The 16710-nt window shown below is 45.7% G+C and carries 12 protein-coding genes; 9 read left to right on the top strand and 3 right to left on the bottom strand.

What is annotated here, in order from left to right; translation table 11 throughout:
• Window positions 1–21 precede the first annotated feature (21 nt).
• Window positions 22–1911: a heavy metal translocating P-type ATPase gene (locus CES81_RS01420; RefSeq protein WP_225356314.1), complete on the bottom strand. Its 1890-nt coding sequence runs from the start codon at window positions 1909–1911 to the stop codon at window positions 22–24.
• A 143-nt stretch (window positions 1912–2054) separates the two neighbouring features.
• Between CES81_RS01420 and CES81_RS01415 the strand changes: the two genes are divergently transcribed.
• From CES81_RS01415 to CES81_RS01400, 4 genes are all read left to right on the top strand, one after another.
• Window positions 2055–2399 carry an ArsR/SmtB family transcription factor gene (locus CES81_RS01415; RefSeq protein WP_089088041.1) on the top strand — a complete coding sequence of 115 codons (345 nt, stop codon included), beginning with the start codon at window positions 2055–2057 and terminating at the stop codon, window positions 2397–2399.
• A 159-nt stretch (window positions 2400–2558) separates the two neighbouring features.
• Window positions 2559–2930 (top strand): cupredoxin domain-containing protein, encoded by a 372-nt coding sequence (locus CES81_RS01410; protein ID WP_089120396.1) that lies wholly within the window; start codon window positions 2559–2561, stop codon window positions 2928–2930.
• Between the two features lie 45 nt (window positions 2931–2975).
• The gene (locus CES81_RS01405) at window positions 2976–4904 is read left to right on the top strand and encodes a copper-translocating P-type ATPase (RefSeq protein ID WP_089120395.1); all 1929 of its coding nucleotides are present in this window, start codon (window positions 2976–2978) and stop codon (window positions 4902–4904) included.
• 180 nt (window positions 4905–5084) lie between these two features.
• Complete coding sequence (locus CES81_RS01400) at window positions 5085–6410, top strand: Na+/H+ antiporter NhaC family protein (RefSeq protein ID WP_089120394.1); 1326 nt, start codon at window positions 5085–5087, stop codon at window positions 6408–6410.
• A 93-nt stretch (window positions 6411–6503) separates the two neighbouring features.
• Here the strand turns inward: CES81_RS01400 and CES81_RS01395 are convergent, their stop codons facing one another.
• Window positions 6504–7910 (bottom strand): C69 family dipeptidase, encoded by a 1407-nt coding sequence (locus tag CES81_RS01395; protein WP_089120393.1) that lies wholly within the window; start codon window positions 7908–7910, stop codon window positions 6504–6506.
• A gap of 187 nt (window positions 7911–8097) precedes the next feature.
• Here CES81_RS01395 and CES81_RS01390 point away from each other — a divergent pair, with 187 nt between their 5' ends.
• A complete protein-coding gene (locus CES81_RS01390) occupies window positions 8098–8949 on the top strand; it encodes a YitT family protein (protein WP_089120392.1) in 852 nt (283 codons plus the stop codon).
• A gap of 248 nt (window positions 8950–9197) precedes the next feature.
• The gene (locus CES81_RS01385) at window positions 9198–9428 is read left to right on the top strand and encodes a hypothetical protein (protein WP_089088036.1); all 231 of its coding nucleotides are present in this window, start codon (window positions 9198–9200) and stop codon (window positions 9426–9428) included.
• A gap of 153 nt (window positions 9429–9581) precedes the next feature.
• Here CES81_RS01385 and CES81_RS01380 read toward each other — a convergent pair whose 3' ends face one another.
• Window positions 9582–12323 carry an HAD-IC family P-type ATPase gene (locus tag CES81_RS01380; protein WP_089120391.1) on the bottom strand — a complete coding sequence of 914 codons (2742 nt, stop codon included), beginning with the start codon at window positions 12321–12323 and terminating at the stop codon, window positions 9582–9584.
• Between the two features lie 344 nt (window positions 12324–12667).
• On the opposite strand from CES81_RS01380, the gene CES81_RS01375 reads away from it, so the two are divergent.
• The 3 genes from CES81_RS01375 (at window position 12668) to CES81_RS01365 (ending at window position 16671) form a co-directional block, all read left to right on the top strand.
• Window positions 12668–14239 (top strand): Nramp family divalent metal transporter, encoded by a 1572-nt coding sequence (locus CES81_RS01375; RefSeq protein WP_089120390.1) that lies wholly within the window; start codon window positions 12668–12670, stop codon window positions 14237–14239.
• Window positions 14240–14252: 13 nt separating this feature from the next.
• Window positions 14253–14690, top strand: a complete 438-nt coding sequence (locus CES81_RS01370) for a universal stress protein (RefSeq protein ID WP_089120389.1) — start codon at window positions 14253–14255, stop codon at window positions 14688–14690.
• A 175-nt stretch (window positions 14691–14865) separates the two neighbouring features.
• Window positions 14866–16671 carry a heavy metal translocating P-type ATPase gene (locus CES81_RS01365; RefSeq protein ID WP_089120388.1) on the top strand — a complete coding sequence of 602 codons (1806 nt, stop codon included), beginning with the start codon at window positions 14866–14868 and terminating at the stop codon, window positions 16669–16671.
• The last annotated feature ends 39 nt before the right edge of the window (window positions 16672–16710 follow it).

The following is a 16710-nucleotide window of genomic DNA, read 5'->3' as shown; positions in this document are numbered from 1 at the left end:
GTTTGATTCAAGGCTGTTTTTTTATTGGTGCTGAAGTCGTAACGCGTTTAGAATGGCGATCATTGTCACACCAACATCGGCGAAAACGGCTTGCCACATACCAATGATACCAAAGGCACCCAAGATTAAGAAAAGGACTTTGATCATGAGAGCGAACGTGATGTTTTCCCAAACGATCCGTTGAGTTGCTTTGGCGATTTGAATAAGCGTCGCGATTTTGGATGGTTTGTCATCCATAATGACGACGTCGGCGGCTTCAATAGCCGCGTCGGCGCCCAGGCCACCCATGGCGATGCCCACGTCAGCTCGGGCAAGTACTGGTGTATCGTTAATACCATCACCGACGAAGGCGACCCGGTGCTGGGCAGTGTGCGCCGCCAGGGTAAGGGTTTCAATTTTTGACACCTTTTGAGCGGGTAATAAGTCAGCTTCAACGTGGTTTAAGCCTAGTTTGTGACCGATCTGATCAGCGACACTCCGATTATCACCGGTTAATAAAACGGTGTGGGCCACGCCCAGCTGTTTAAGTGTGCTGATTGCAACCTTAGCATCTGGTTTGGGTTGATCAGCAACGCTGATACTGCCGGCAAATTGATGGTCAATGGCGACGTAGACGGTAGTACAGTCCGTTTGAGTAACGGGCACTGAGATATGATTTTCGGTCATTGATCTGGTATTGCCTATTACTACCAGCTGATCATTGATCGTTGCCTGAATCCCATGACCAGCCGTTTCGTGGACGTCGTGGATACTGAATTGAGCCATATCACCCTGATAGGCCGTCAAGATGGAACGGGCAATGGGATGGTTAGAGTGCTGTTCGGCTGCCGCTGCGATGCCCAATAACCGCTGCTTAGTCAATGGTGCTTCTGGCTTGATTTCACTCACTGTAAACTGGCCCTGCGTTAAGGTGCCGGTTTTATCGAACGCAACCGTATTGATCCGGGTCAATACTTCCAGGAAGTTGCTGCCCTTAACCAGAATGCCGTGCCGGGAAGCCGCGCCAATTCCGCCAAAGAAGCTCAATGGCACGGAGATAACTAAGGCGCAAGGACAACTAATGACTAAGAATACCAGGGCACGGTTGATCCAGGTAGCCCAAGGACCCAAGTGAAGCAGCGGCGGGAAGATGGCCAGCAGAACGGCAAATCCTACTACGATCGGTGTGTAAATTTTAGCAAACCGTGTGATGAATTTTTCGGTCACCGTTTTCTTTTGAGCGGCGTTTTGAACTAAGTCTAGGATTCGGGCCACGGTTGACTCTTGGTAGGCTTTAGTCACACGGATGTCAATGACACCAGTCAGGTTGATGGTACCGTTTAAAATCGTTTCACCTGCCTGGACGTCGCGGGGAAGCGATTCACCCGTTAGTGCTGAAGTGTCTAGACTGGTGTTGCCGCGAATTAATTGACCATCTAGCGGGACCTTTTCTCCGGGTTTCACCCGAATAGTCTGTCCAGGGGTGACTCGTTCCGGCTTAACGGTCTCTTCACCGGTATCGGTTAAAATTGTCGCCGTAGCCGGTTTTAGTTTTAACAGGGCTGAAATCGACTGCTTTGATTGTTGGACCGCAATAGCTTCAAACAGCTCACCGATTTGATAAAATAGCATAACTGCGATAGCCTCAGGATGGTCACCCAGGGCAATCGCACCAATGGTGGCTACCGTCATCAAAAAGTTTTCGTCGAAGAAGTCACCATGAAGGATATTTTTAAATGACTCCCAGATAACGGGATAGCCGATAATGGCGTAAGAAGTGATATAAAACAGAATTTTTACCCCAGAGACTGGTAAACTTACCGCAATTAATAATATAATGGTTGAACTGGCGATCATCATTAAATCGCCCTTGTGATTCAGAAAACCACGCAGCGTTTTATTGGTGCGCGAAGGAGCAGTTGCTAATTTCATTATCATCACCTCGATACATATTGACATATGCACATATCTTAATATGTATTGTAACTGTCCTATTATTGAATTGCAAACGTATTCGCGGTTTCTGCAGTAATCGTATACTGGAAAATGATCATTTTGGAGGCAGTTGGTAATTAATGGAAGATCCTAAACATTTAGAAATCGTCACACACCTGAAGGACCATTTGATTGTGTCATCGGAGTTAGAGAACGTTGTTGCCCTATTTAAGACACTAGGCGACGTCACCCGCGTCCGGATTATTTTAGCCCTAGCAGAATCAACGCTCAGTGTGACTGAGCTTACCGAAGTTTTAGATTTAAATCAGTCGACGGTCTCTCACCAGTTAAGCTTGCTCAAGCAGCAAAACTTAGTGAAGGGTACCCGGAATGGGAAAAATATTCATTACGAGCTGTCCGATAGGCACATTATGACGATTGTGGATCAGGTGAAGGCGCACGTTTCGGAACATGGTAGAAACTGATTTTCGCAATTCAAACTGAATAAGGTAACGTCAAGTAGGGTAGGCTAAAGCATTTAGCCTACCCTATTTTTTAGTTGACATTTGTAAACGAAGTCGTTAAGATATAATCAAGGTTTACAAATGTAAACGGAAATAAAAGCGCCTTGGGAGGTTGGAAAAATGCTCAGAATACTGGTTTTGATCGTTGGCTTAGTACTAATAGGTTTCATTGCTTGGTGGTTCTTCGGAAAGCATGCAGTAGCAACTGAAACTGCTAGTGTAACCAATGATGTTCAGCAAGTTGATGTCGACGTTAATGGCGGCTACTCACCCGAAAGAATCGTTTTAAAACGGGGAATCCCCGCTGTCTTGAATTTTACCCGTCGTGATTCATCAAGTTGCCTAGATCGCGTTGTTTTTCCGGACTTTGGGATCAATCGTGAGCTGCCTCAGGGTGAAAAACAGGTCATTAAAGTTGATACTAGTAAAACTGGTGAATTTCAGTGGGCCTGCGGTATGGATATGTTTCACGGCAAACTCATTATTAAGTAATTTCAGTTGTGAAACGACAAATAGTTTGGAAGGTGGTAAGTCAGTATGGCAATAACCAATCGTTTTTGGATCTCGCTGATCCTTTCGTTACCCATGTTAGCGGAAATGATCTTACACCCGCTGGGGTGGATGCTTCCCGGTGGTGAATGGACCATGTTTGTACTAACGACTATTATTATGGTCGTTTCGGCTGGGCCATTCTGGCAGAGTGCCTGGGCCTCCTTTAAAAAGCACCATTCTAATATGGATACACTAGTGGCAATTGGAACGGCAACTGCGTATTTTTATAGTGTCTATGCCATGATTACGCATCAAGCCGTATTTTTTGAAAGTGCCGCTTTTGTGACTACCTTTGTATTACTGGGACAAGTATTTGAAGAACGGATGCGCAACAACGCTTCAGGTGCCGTTGAAAAATTGGTTAATTTACAGGCCAAGAAAGCCACCGTGATGAGAAACGGCGAACCAGTTAGCGTGCCGTTAAGCGAGGTTGCTGTCGGCGACGTGATCCGTGTTAAGCCAGGTGAAAAAATCGCGGTTGATGGTGTGATTACTAAGGGCAATTCCGCAATTGATGAATCCATGGTGACGGGTGAAAGCATGCCCGTTGAAAAACGGGTCGGTGACCACGTGATCGGCTCAACCGTCAATGGCAACGGGGCGTTGATGTTTAAGGCTGAAAAGGTTGGCAAAGACACCATGCTGTCGCAAATCGTGACGCTGGTCAAAAAGGCGCAGAACAGTCACGCACCGATTCAAAAGCTAACTGATCGGGTTTCTAATATTTTTGTTCCCATTGTATTGATCGTAGCGATTCTAACTTTTCTGGTCTGGTACGTGTTGATTGGGACCAGTATGGCGAGTGCGCTGATTTTCGCAGTGTCAGTGGTGGTCATTGCTTGTCCGTGTGCGTTGGGACTGGCCACACCAACCGCGTTAATGGTCGGCACCGGTCGATCTGCTAAAATGGGCATCCTCATTAAGAATGGTGAGGTACTGGAAGCCGTGAACGATATTACCACGGTTGTTTTTGATAAAACCGGTACGATTACGAAAGGGACACCCGAGGTTACCGATATCGTTGGCGATCAAAAACGCGTTTTAACGCTGGCTGCTAGTCTTGAAGCTGATTCGGAGCACCCCTTGGCGGCGGCTATCCTAACAACAGCCCAAACGGTTGGTGTTGCTGTAAAACCAGTGACGAATTTCCAGGCGGTTGAAGGTCAGGGCGTTAAGGCTGTGATTGATGGTCAAACCGCGTTTGTTGGTAACGATAAATTACTGGCAGATTTTTCAGTGACCCCCGATTTAAGAAAACGCGCGGCAAAGCTGCAGTTGGCAGCTAAAACGGTGGTCTTTATTGGTATTGGTAGTCGAGTAGTGGGGTTGATTGCGATCCAGGATGCACCAAAATCAACCTCAAAAGAAGCCATTGCTGCATTGAAGGCTCGGGGACTCAAAACCGTCATGCTGACCGGTGATAACCAGCAAGTCGCACAAGCGATTGCTGGGCGGGTCGGTATTGATTCGGTGATAGCGGATGTGCTGCCTGCTGATAAGGCAACACACGTGCGGGAACTTCAAAAGACGGGTAAAGTTGCCTTTGTTGGCGACGGTATCAACGATGCCCCGGCACTAACAACGGCGGATGTCGGAATCGCCATGGGTTCCGGCACGGATATTGCGATTGAATCCGGTGGGATCGTCCTGGTTAAAAATGATTTACGTGATGTGGATCGGGCATTGGCAATCAGCCGCAAGACCTTTAACCGAATCAAGCTTAACCTCTTTTGGGCGTTCATTTATAACGTGCTGGGGATTCCAGTAGCAGCGGGCGTATTCTATGGGATTGGCTTAACTTTGAGCCCGGAACTTGCCGGCTTAGCAATGGCCTTTAGTTCGTTGTCAGTGGTGACGAGTTCCGTCTTGCTGAACCGAGTCAAAATGACCCGCAGTGCAACAAACACTTTTTAGTTGAATTTAATGAATAGCGTGTCACTATAATAGTAGTCTAACAATTCTCAGTGTGACAGATTGTTAGACTGCTTTTTTAGAAAATAGAACAATGTGATAACTCTCAGTAATCTCCCATTTTTCTCAAAAAGCTGACCGTTATAATAGTGTGAGTAAACTGTTTGAAAGTAGGAATTGATCGTGAAACCAAATGAACCATCACCAAAGGGGAACTTTATTGGCTTAGTGCCGTTAATTTTCTTCCTCATTCTCTATATTAGCTCCGCAACACTCACGGGTAGTTTTGATAATATGCCGTTATTGGTGGCGATGATACTGGCTAGTATCGTTGCCGTTTTATTGAAAGGTGATAATCAAGACGATACCCTAAGTGACAAGTTAAACGTGTTTTTTAAGGGCGCTGGTCAGGAAACGATGATGCTCATGATCATGATTTTCTTATTCGCAGGCGCTTTTTATTACATCACTAAATCGATGCATGCGGTAACGACCATCACGAACATTGGGCTGACGTACTTACCTAAGTCGTTTTTAGTTCCTGGTGTATTTATTATGGGCTGTATTCTCAGCTTTGCTATGGGAACTTCTATGGGGACCGTAGCTGCTTTGATGCCCATTGCCGCTAGTATTGGGCAAATGGCACATATTAGTATGCCGCTTATGGCAGGGGTAGTCGTTGGCGGGGCAATGTTCGGCGATGATTTATCGCTTATTTCCAGTTCGGCCATTGTGGCCGCTAAGACGCAGGGTGTCACCATTTTTAATGAGTTCAAAGCAAACGTCATGATGGTTATTCCGGCAGTAGTGATTACCACCGTATTATTGATGACAGTCCATGTTGGCCGAGCCGATGTTAGCAGCCTCGGTGCCATTCATTGGCTCAATATTTTGCCTTACATTGTTGTGATCACCTTGTCCTTTATGAACATAAACGTACTGATCGTGTTATTGATGGGCATTTTGACTGCCGCGGCGGTTGGTATCAGTTCTGGTAGTTTCGCCGTGATTGGGGCACTTAACGCTGTGCATAAAGGGATGTTATCAATGGCAGATGTTTCCTTGATCGCCATTGTTGTTGGTGGGTTAGCTGCTTTAATGACGCATATGGGCGGCATTAAATGGCTGTTAAACAAGATTACTAAGCACGCCCATGGTGCTCTCGGCGGTAAGTTCGTCATGGCTTTTTTAAGCCTGCTACTGGATGTGATTACCACCAATAATACCGTGTCCATTATGATTGCTGGACCCATATCAAAGAACTTGTCAGAAACCTACCATATTTCAAAGGCGTATACGGCCAGTATCCTAGATATTTTTTCCTGTGTGGGACAGGGCCTGATTCCGTATGGCGGTCAGCTGTTAATGGCGGGTGCAATTGCTCGGATTTCGCCGGCGTCAATTGTACCGTATAGCTGGTATTGCATGGCGTTAGGCGTTGTCTCAGTTATTTTCCTGTTCAGTCGTTTTTCGCCAAAGAACGATCAACCGAAGACATCAACCAACTAGTGTTAACTAAAAAAGCCTGATTTTCCAATCATCATGACTGGAAAATCAGGCTATTTAGATTAAATGATCAATCGTACTGACAGCTTTTATCTGTTAATCATTCAGTTGGAATTTTAAGTCCATTTGTGGTTCACCAAGCGCTAACATCTGGCCAAGCAAAACGTTGGTGTTCTTTTTTGCAATGTCAGCCATTTGGTTGTTGACCTTTTCAAGGTAAGCGGGTAAGTCGGACTGGTTAGCAGCTTCTTGATCAGCTTTGATTTGGAGATTTCGGCACTGCGCAACGGTGTGTTCTTCAAATAAGTTTTCCTGATCTTCAAACAGTGCAAAGTCGCGGTCACCAATTAAGGCTAGGATATTTGGCAACCAGTACATATTAGTTGGGTCGCAGTTACCAGTAGTGTTTTTGTAAGATTCTGGTGTATCGGTAATGTTGGCATAGAAGGGGACTACGGAGTTGAAGGTGTTAGGGCCGAATGCCAGCCAGTGGATCCCTGCGATTTCAGCCGGTACATCGTTACGAATTTGCAGAATGTGCAATTCTTGGTTCCGGTTAATACCAATTGGCCGGAACTGCTTCTTTTGAGCTTCAGTGCCAGTGCCGTAAGGATCATACGGAGTGTTTTGGTAGTGAGAACTCAAGACGAACTTCATATCTTCAATGGAGATTTTCTTGTTTGTTCGGCAAATAAATGGCAGGTCCTGGTCTACGGGTGTCGTATCGAATTCTGGGTTAAAGTACTTTTGACCGTACCATGCACGAGGGTTGTTGTAGCGGGTATCCTTAATAGTGGCACTACCAAAAATATGACGCAGATTGACCTGGTCTTTATCAGGATTCATGTGATATTTTTCAATCATATCAGGCAGGTCTTTGGCAAACAACGTATCGTCAGAGTTGAAATCAAATTGATCGATATTCAAGCGGTTTGGTGCAATGACGTAAGCATCATCGGGAATTCGAACAGCTGCCCAGTGATGGCCGCCAATTGATTCAAAATACCAAATTTCATTTTTATCTGAGAAAGCCATGGCGTTCATTTCGTAAGTGCCATACTTTTCCAGCAAGCTGCCCAGGCGTTCAACGCCTTCACGGGCCGAATGACTATAAGGCAGGGTGATAGTGGTGATATCTTCTTCACCGATCCCATCCTTAACCAGTGGGTCAACGCCTAAAATACGTGAGTTTGAAGTAATAGTTTCAGTAGCGGTCATAGCAACGTTAGCGCTGTTGATCCCAGCAGCAGCCCAGGTGCCGTGACCATCAGTTGCTTCTGGAGTTGAGGTATAACGCAGGGGGTTATCAGGCAAATCCATTTCGACTTTACTTAAAACAGCCTTGTAATGACGAGGCTGGTCTTCGGGGTTAACGGCGACAAACTTCTGCGGGTTTAGCGGACCGGCACCATCCTCATTTCTTGCAATTATCGTGGAACCGTCAATTGAGGCTTTCTTACCCACTAACATCGTGGTGCAAGAGCCCTTGATCCGTTTAGTCATGCAAACACTCCCTTTAATTTGATTACTAGTCCATTGTATCACGTTGGGTGGCAACAACCGTAACTAGCGCTGATACTTAATTGTTTCATGTGAAACAATCTTTTGAATGCTGATTACAAGATGACTTAAATATCTTAGAAATGAGGTTGATTTAAAGAATCTTCATAGCGTAGAGTAGGTAGTAAAGATGGTTGAGGAGAGCTTTCAATTGAAATCAGTTATTAAAAATGGCATACAAATAATCATGGGCGCCATGGTCTATGCACTGGCAATTAACTATTTTCTGATTCCTAACCGTATCGGTGAGGGTGGCGTTACCGGTTTAACCGCGTTGGGATTCTACACCCTTAGAATTCCACCTGCACTGACCAACTTTGTGTTAAACGGTATTTTAATTTTGGTCGGGTTTAAATTTTTAAAGCGGGAAACGGTGTTCTATTCTTTGTGGGCGGTCCTTTGGATCAGTATTTTCCTGAGGGTACCGGTATTCTTGCCGTTTCACACGAGCCAGACAATAATTGCTGCCATTACCGGCGGGACACTCATGGGGATTTCAATGGGCCTTATTTTTCGCGCCAAGGGAACGATTGCCGGCAGCACGATACTGGCTAAAATCGTTAATCGCTACTTGGGTATTCGCAATGGTTCGGCGATGCTGTTTTTTGATTTGACCGTGGCCATCCCTTCAGGATTTGTGATTGGCTTTCAAAACATGCTGTTAACGGTTCTTGAATTGTACATTTCAGCTGTTGTGCTGAATAAGTACTTAGATGCATTTGGCGCAAAACGTTCCGTGCTTGTGCTTTCAAAGAAGAATCAAGCAATTGGGGAGGCGTTATCTGACAATTTGGGTCAGGGAGTCACCATGTTGAAGGCAACCGGTTTTTATAGCCAGCAAGATATGGATGCGTTGTTCTATGTCTGCAGTAACCGTGATTGGACAGCAGTGATGCCAATCATCATGTCAGTAGACCCGGAGGCACTGGTGGTGACAGATCAAATTCGCAGTGTCCGTGGCTTTCGTTTACCGGATTTATGAAAAGCCGTGACATAACTTGGTAGATTTCAGAATTTAACACCCAAAAGCGTTCTTCCGATGGTCTTGATCGGGGGGACGTTTTTGGGTGTTAAATGGCCGGAATCTGAGTTATGGAGCGGGTTAAGCCTACATTAAAGGAGTGGACGAAAGTAAATCTTAAGCTGTGTTTTAGTTAAGCAACCTTTTTTTCGTCAAGTAGTTTTAGGCATTCCTAAAATATGTTATGATGTTACATGGAGGTGGAAATAATGACAACTATTTACATGCATCCGACGACAAATTTTGAAAGGATTAATTTATCCGATGGCAGTAAAGCAGCAGTCGATGTCGTAAAGACCCCCCAAGGGCAACGTTATCAGTTTTTGTTTGACGGTCACGCGCATGCTAATTTCTGGTGTGATCAACCCATTGAAAATGGAAAAACGATCAATGTGTCATCCATTGATGGGCCGGAGAAGTTTCAAATTAAAATACGTTGATAGGTTGAAACATGGTCATATGTTGGTAGTAGATATGTGGGAATATTTCAGAATAGCAGCTTGAAGACAAGGGACTTATGTCCTGGGAAATAAAAAGTATGGGTATCAATTATTTAGTTGATACCCATACTTTTTTGTGTGGTGCTTTAAATTTTAACTGATTCGCGATTTATGAAGATGATCCCAACGCAGTCTGAATAGTTTGACGATTTCCGTTACGACCAGAACAATAAAGCCCATCATAATTGGGATTCCCCAACCATAGTGGAAGTTAATGGTAGTCGTATGGAAAACACCTTGCATGAACGGCAGGTAAATGATCGCTAATTGCAGAAGAATCAGTAGGCCAATAATGTAGAAGGCCATTTTATTTTGAAAGAAGTACTTAGAAACAACGGGATGGTTGTTCCGCAAGTTGAACAAGTAGAAGATCTTACCAAAGATCACAACGTTCAGTGTCATGGTGCTGCCCATTAAAGCGGTAATCCCGTGGCCAACCAGACGATCGTAAGCAAAGATCCCTAAACCGGAAATCAGGAGAGCAACGTAGATGACTTCTACGACATCCATTTTGGATAAAATACCGGCTTTCACATCTCGGGGTCCCCGGAACATGATACCCGATTCGACTGGTTCAAAAATAAAGGCAAATTGAATCGTCAGGGCCGAGACCATGTTGATCCACAGTAACTGTGTCGGGTATAGGGGTAATGACTGATCCATGATGATACTTAAGACCACGATAAGGCCTTCAGCGAAACTCGTCGGTAGCAGGAACCGGATGGTTTTACGAATGTTATCGAAAACGTGGCGCCCCTCCTTAACAGCTGCCAGGATGGTAGTGAAATCGTCGTCGGCAAGGACCATATCCGCGGCACCCTTGGCGACATCGGTTCCCTTGATCCCCATGGCAACACCAATGTCAGCTTGTTTCAAAGCAGGGGCATCATTGACACCGTCCCCAGTCATTGAAACAACGTGACCCAGAGATTGTTGAGCTCGAACGATACGGAGCTTATCCGCAGGGGTGGTTCTGGCAAATACCGTGTAGTTATCGATAACGTCAGCCAATTCATCGTCCGATAACTGGTTTAATTCTGGTCCCGTGATGGCTTTAGGTGAATCTGCCAGGTTTAATTGCTGCGCAATTGCCGCTGCGGTTTCCGGGTCGTCACCGGTGATCATCTTAACTTGGATACCAGCGTATCTCAGCTTTTTCACCGCGTTAGCGACTTCTGGCCGCGGCGGATCAATAATCCCAACCAAGCCCACTAGTTTTAATCCTTGGCCAATCATTTCCGGATCAATTTCGGTTATTTCCTGGGAAATGATTTGGTAACCTAAGGCCACAACCCGTTTACCTTGGCGAGTCAGCTGACTCATTTGATCCGCCATGACGCCGGCATTGATCTCGCCGCCGTGCTTTTGAATTAAAGTTGCCAGAGTCTGCGGTGCACCTTTTACCATCAGTACCCGCTGACCGTTGTAATCTACTAGCCGGGCGGAGTAGCGAAAGGCAGAATCAAACGGTAATGAATCGATTTCGTTGACCGCGGGCTCAGCGCGATTGAGCTTATGAAACAGCGCTGTTAGCGCACCGTCAGTTGGTTCACCAGTTAGCACCCATTGGCCATCTTCTTCATTAAAGACAGCGTCGGAAGTTTGACCAGCAATCTGCACTAACCAATTCAGGTGCTGGTTGTGCCGCCAATCAACAGTTTTACCATCAGTGTCTTGAATCTGGCCCGCTGCATCATAGCCAACTCCCGAAACCTGGTATTGATGTTCGGGGGTCAAAATGTCCGTGACCGTCATTTCATTTTTAGTTAAAGTCCCCGTTTTATCAGTGTTAACAATATCAACGGCGCCAAGTGTTTCAACCGCGGGCAGGGTTTTGACAATGGCGTTTTCCCTGGTCAGCCGTCGTGTTCCCATGGCCAGCACAACGGAAGTACTGGCTGGCAGGCCTTCGGGCATTGAACCGACGACCATGGTAATGACCGCAATTAAGAGGGTCGGTAAGCTGTAAACGTGGATCGCCATACCCAGGATAAAGAGTAAAACGGCAGCGACCACAATGGCGATGGATAGGCCGACACCCAAGCGGTTTAAATTTTGCATGAGGGGCGTCGGCTTAGCTTTAACCTCCGCCACATCCTGCTGAATCTTACCAATTTGGGTATGTCTACCGGTGGCGGTGACAATGCCTAATCCGGACCCGCTGGTGACGGCCGTGGAAGCAAAGGCTTGGTTTTGCCGTTCGGCTAAGGGAATGTCATCAGAGTCAATGGGTTCTTCAATCTTTTCCACTGAGTCGGTTTCACCGGTTAACACTGATTCCTGAATGTTCAGGTTATCTGCTTGGACTAACCGGAGATCTGCCGGCACGGAATCGCCCGCTTCCAGTCTGACAATATCGCCAGGAACAACCTCTCGTGAAGGCAGCGTGATTTTTTGACCGTCACGGATAACGAAGCTTTCGGAGACGAGCAAATCTTTAATTTTAGCTAGCGCATTGTCTGCTGAGATTTCTTGAAAGTAGCCGATAAAGGCGTTAGCGATGATCACAAGGCCGATAACAATTGAATCCGAGTAGCGGTGCAGCACGAAAGTGATGATGGCCGCGGCTAACAGAATGTAAATGATACTGTTATTGAATTGTTTAATAAACCGCAACAAATTTGATTCTTTCTTTGCTTCCAACTCGTTGGGACCATGTTCCGTAAAGCGCTTTTTAGCCTCAGCTGTACTGAGGCCGTCTTCACAGTTGGTCTGCCATTGCTGTTCCAGTTCAGAAGTCGATTGGCGCCAAATTTGTTGCTGGCTGGGTCCGGCGTCCTTTTTCTCGTCGGTTGCCGTGGATGTTACCTGATTATTATCTGACTGAGTTGCCATAAATAAATCATCCTTTCGTAATTAACGTTTGATTAGCGGTCTGGTAATGCCAAATTGATGGATAAGTCTCTCAATATTGATCCCTTCTTTCAGTATTTCTATGTCTTAGATTAAATATTAGTAATGGGAAATACAAGCTAAAAAGCCGTAAAATCGGATATTTTACCGGCTGATCAAAAAAAGTTTTATTTATTTTTACGGGTTGGCTAAAGTGAGTATCCTTATACATGGAAGCGTACCCATAAGTAGTAGATAATGTTAAGGAATGCCTAAATTCTATTTTACAAATCTAAAATAAATTGTACAATAAACACGCTTAACAAATTCATGAAGGGTGGCAACATATTTTGAAGGATCAAAAAACACCACGGAAACACCATTTGATCGAATACGCCAACGGGAAATCGTTGGAAGAGATCAATGGCTCAATTGATGTTCCAAAAGGGAAAGGCTTTTGGAAAACGTTATTTATGTACTCAGGACCTGGTGCACTAGTCGCTGTTGGTTACATGGATCCAGGTAACTGGTCAACTTCAATCACTGGTGGTCAAAACTTCCAGTACTTGCTGATGTCTGTTATCTTAATGTCAAGTTTGATTGCGATGTTACTGCAATACATGGCAGCTAAACTTGGCATCGTGACACAGATGGATTTAGCACAAGCGATTCGGGCCCGTACTAGCAAGTCTTTGGGAATCGTACTTTGGCTCCTAACAGAATTTGCCATTATGGCGACTGATATTGCGGAAGTTATCGGGGCTGCCATTGCGTTGTATCTATTATTCCATATTCCACTTGTATACGCGGTTTTCATTACCGTATTTGATGTTTTGATTTTGCTATTATTAACCAAAATCGGGTTCCGTAAGATTGAAGCAATCGTTGTTTGCTTGATTATGGTTATCTTATTGGTTTTTGCTTATGAAGTTGCTTTGTCAAACCCTAACTGGGCCGGTGTTTTTGGTGGCTTAATTCCTACCGGAAATACGTTCTCAAGTTCAATTAAGGTTAGTGGCAGTACACCATTGACTGGTGCCTTAGGTATCATTGGTGCCACTGTTATGCCACATAACTTATACTTGCACTCTGCTATTTCACAAACCCGTAAAATCGATCATGCCGATGAAGATGATGTGGCACGTACCGTTCGGTTTACCACTTGGGATTCAAACATTCAGTTATCACTGGCATTCGTTGTTAACTCTTTGCTGCTGGTTATGGGTGTTGCCGTCTTTAAGACTGGTGCTGTTAAAGACCCTTCATTCTTCGGTTTGTTCCAGGCCTTATCTAATTCATCAATGCTTAGCAATCCCATTTTAATTAGTGTTGCTAAGTCTGGTGCATTGTCAGTACTGTTTGCCGTTGCATTGCTTGCTTCAGGTCAAAACTCTACCATTACTGGGACTTTAACTGGTCAAGTCATCATGGAAGGTTTCATTCACATGAAGATGCCTCTATGGGCACGTCGGTTAGTTACCCGTTTGATCTCAGTTATTCCTGTTCTGATCTGTGTTGGGATGACCAGCGGTGAAACGCCTATTCAACAACACGAGGCGCTGAACACGCTGATGAACAACTCACAAGTCTTCTTGGCGTTTGCCTTACCATTCTCCATGCTGCCTTTGTTAATGATGACAGATAGTAAGTTGGAAATGGGTGAACGGTTCAAGAACACCTTGGTTATCAAGATTCTTGGCTGGTTCTCAGTTATCGCTTTAACCGTTCTGAACATGAAAGGCCTACCCAATAACATCGAAGCCTTCTTACCTGCAAATGCCTCTGCTGCAGATTTTGCAATGGCTGACGATATTGCTTACTTCCTGATTGCATGTGTTGTTGCCTTGCTTGTTTGGATGATTATCGATTTGCATAAGGGTAACAAGCGGCTCAAAGCTAAGCTTGGCGTAGAAGAATAGACGGGGGATCATAATGACTAAAAAGACTGAATTTCAGCATATTTTAGTTGGTGTTGATGACTCCGAGGATGCTCTGTTGGCATTTCGGTATGCTATTGCTACAGCTAAGCAGCGTCATGCAGCATTGACCATCGTTTCAATTCGTGAAGATAGTGACGTTAATGTTTTTCAAGCAATGGATAAAGATTATATCCATGGGGAACGCAGTGAGCTTGAGGAACATATTAATACGTATGTTCAGCAGGCTAAAGACGCTGGTGTTGAACAGGTTAACGCCGTGGTTTCTGAGGGGAAACCCGCTGAAGTAATCGTTAAGGATGTTATTCCGCACGTTAAACCAGATGTCTTAATTATTGGTTCAATTGCTAAAAAAGGCTTGAAACGCCGCGTTGGTTCTCAAGCTGCCTACATGGCTAAGTACGCACCCATCTCAGTTTTAGTCATTCGTTAAAGCATACTATGGGAAAAAGCAGTTCAATGATCGCGCAAACGATGATTGAACTGCTTTTTATTGTGCCTTGATATTGATTATAGATTCTAATGATTATAAATTTTACCTTATTACTATCTGAATAATAGGCATTTCAGCTATAATGGAAGAAAAGTATCCCCTAGGAGGTGACGTCATGCAAAAACTTTCTAATTATCGGCGGTTATGGGCAGTGGTAGGTGTTGGTGCGGTTTCTTTGATTTTAGCATTTGGGTTGCACCGATCACTGTGGGCGCAAATCTTAGTGACCGTCCTTGGTTCGTTAATTGCCCTGCTGATGTTTATTGATATGGTCAAAACGTTACGTTCCGGTAAATTTGGCGTGGATCTGCTGGCGATCACGGCTGTTATCGCGACCTTAGCTATCGGTGAGTATTGGGCAGCACTGATCGTTTTACTGATGCTGACCGGGGGCGATGCGCTAGAAGATTACGCGGCCCATAAGGCTAATGCGGATCTGCAATCACTTTTAGATAAATCGCCGCAGCAGGCTCATTTGATGGTAGCAGGGGCTGTTAAAGCCATCGCGGTCGATCAAGTTAACGTGGGTGATAAACTGTTAGTTAAGCCGGGCGAGGTCGTTCCCGTTGACGGTACGATCACGTCTGGCAGTACCACGTTAGACGAGTCGTCACTGACGGGTGAATCCCGGCCAGTTGACAGGGCGGTAGGCGAAACGGTGATGTCGGGTTCCATCAATGGTGATGCTTCCGTTCAAATGGTCGCTGATCAAAAGGCAGCTGACAGTCAATTTCAAAATATCGTTCGCTTAGTTAAGCAGGCTGAAGCACAGCCGGCCCACTTTGTTCGGATGGCCGACCGGTATGCACTGCCGTTTACGATTTTAGCGTACGTGATTGCCGGGACTGCTTGGATCGTTTCGGGCGATCCAGTCCGGTTTGCCGAAGTACTCGTGGTGGCGTCACCCTGTCCGTTAATTCTAGCAGCGCCGATCGCTTTGGTAGCCGGGATGAGCCGGGCCAGTCAAAGTGGCATCATCGTTAAAACCGGGACGACCCTTGAACGACTGGCTAAGGTTAAAACCATGGCGTTTGATAAAACCGGGACGATTACGCAGGGACACTTACAAGTAAACGAGATTTTGACGCAGCCAAACGTTGATCAAAAACGGTTGCTGATGCTGGCTGCAGCAACGGAACAGCAGTCTAACCACATTTTAGCGCGGTCCCTCATGCAGGCGGCACCCGAGCAGCTGCCAACGGTCAGTGAGGTTAAAGAAACCACGGGCGGCGGTGTTCAGGCGCGAATCGACGGTCATTTAGTACGGGTTGGCAAGGCGGATTTTGCCATGCCGGATGGATCAATTCAAAAGGTTGAAGATACTGCGGTTTACGTTTCTGCTGACGATCAGTACCTGGGCTGCGTGACGTTTACGGATGAATTGCGGCCAGAAGCGGTTGTTACCATGTCTGAGTTACACGAACTGGGGATTAAGAACTTGATGATGATTTCTGGTGATCGGCAGTCAATCGCTGAAAAGATTGCCAAAGCCGTGGGAATCGACCAGGTACATGCAGAATGTCTGCCAGGTGAAAAAATCGAAGTCCTTAAACGGGTACCCGAAAATCAACGGCCAGTTGCCATGGTGGGTGACGGTGTAAATGATGCACCATCACTGGTGACGGCGGACGTCGGTATTGCAATGGGTGCCAGTGGTGCGACGACAGCCAGTGAATCAGCCGATGCCGTTATTTTAAAGGACGACCTGCGTCGAACCGTCATTGCAGTCCGAATTTCCCGTTCAACCATGCACGTAGCTCGCCAGTCCGTCATGGCGGGAATCGTTATCTGTACGGTGCTGATGCTGATCGCGAGTTTCGGGGTGATTCCAGCGATTATTGGCGCGATGCTGCAAGAAGTGGTCGATACCGTGACCATTCTCTGGGCACTGCGGGCGCGGAGCATTGCAATCAAAGAATAGGCTTGATCGGCTAAATAATAGCGCTTGCATTTTAAAAAG

The sequence above is a fragment of the Secundilactobacillus pentosiphilus genome (assembly GCF_002217985.1).
GTDB classification, from domain to species: Bacteria; Bacillota; Bacilli; order Lactobacillales; family Lactobacillaceae; genus Secundilactobacillus; species Secundilactobacillus pentosiphilus.
This window is presented reverse-complemented; position numbering and strand designations above follow the sequence as displayed.

Excerpts from the sequence above, each read along its gene's own strand:
- CES81_RS01420 (WP_225356314.1), bottom strand. The coding sequence starts at position 1,911 with ATGAAATTAGCAACTGCTCCTTCGCGCACCAATAAAACGCTGCGTGGT.
- CES81_RS01415 (WP_089088041.1), top strand. The coding sequence starts at position 2,055 with ATGGAAGATCCTAAACATTTAGAAATCGTCACACACCTGAAGGACCAT.
- CES81_RS01410 (WP_089120396.1), top strand. The coding sequence starts at position 2,559 with ATGCTCAGAATACTGGTTTTGATCGTTGGCTTAGTACTAATAGGTTTC.
- CES81_RS01405 (WP_089120395.1), top strand. The coding sequence starts at position 2,976 with ATGGCAATAACCAATCGTTTTTGGATCTCGCTGATCCTTTCGTTACCC.
- CES81_RS01395 (WP_089120393.1), bottom strand. The coding sequence starts at position 7,910 with ATGACTAAACGGATCAAGGGCTCTTGCACCACGATGTTAGTGGGTAAG.
- CES81_RS01390 (WP_089120392.1), top strand. The coding sequence starts at position 8,098 with ATGGTTGAGGAGAGCTTTCAATTGAAATCAGTTATTAAAAATGGCATA.
- CES81_RS01385 (WP_089088036.1), top strand. The coding sequence starts at position 9,198 with ATGACAACTATTTACATGCATCCGACGACAAATTTTGAAAGGATTAAT.
- CES81_RS01380 (WP_089120391.1), bottom strand. The coding sequence starts at position 12,323 with ATGGCAACTCAGTCAGATAATAATCAGGTAACATCCACGGCAACCGAC.
- CES81_RS01370 (WP_089120389.1), top strand. The coding sequence starts at position 14,253 with ATGACTAAAAAGACTGAATTTCAGCATATTTTAGTTGGTGTTGATGAC.
- CES81_RS01365 (WP_089120388.1), top strand. The coding sequence starts at position 14,866 with ATGCAAAAACTTTCTAATTATCGGCGGTTATGGGCAGTGGTAGGTGTT.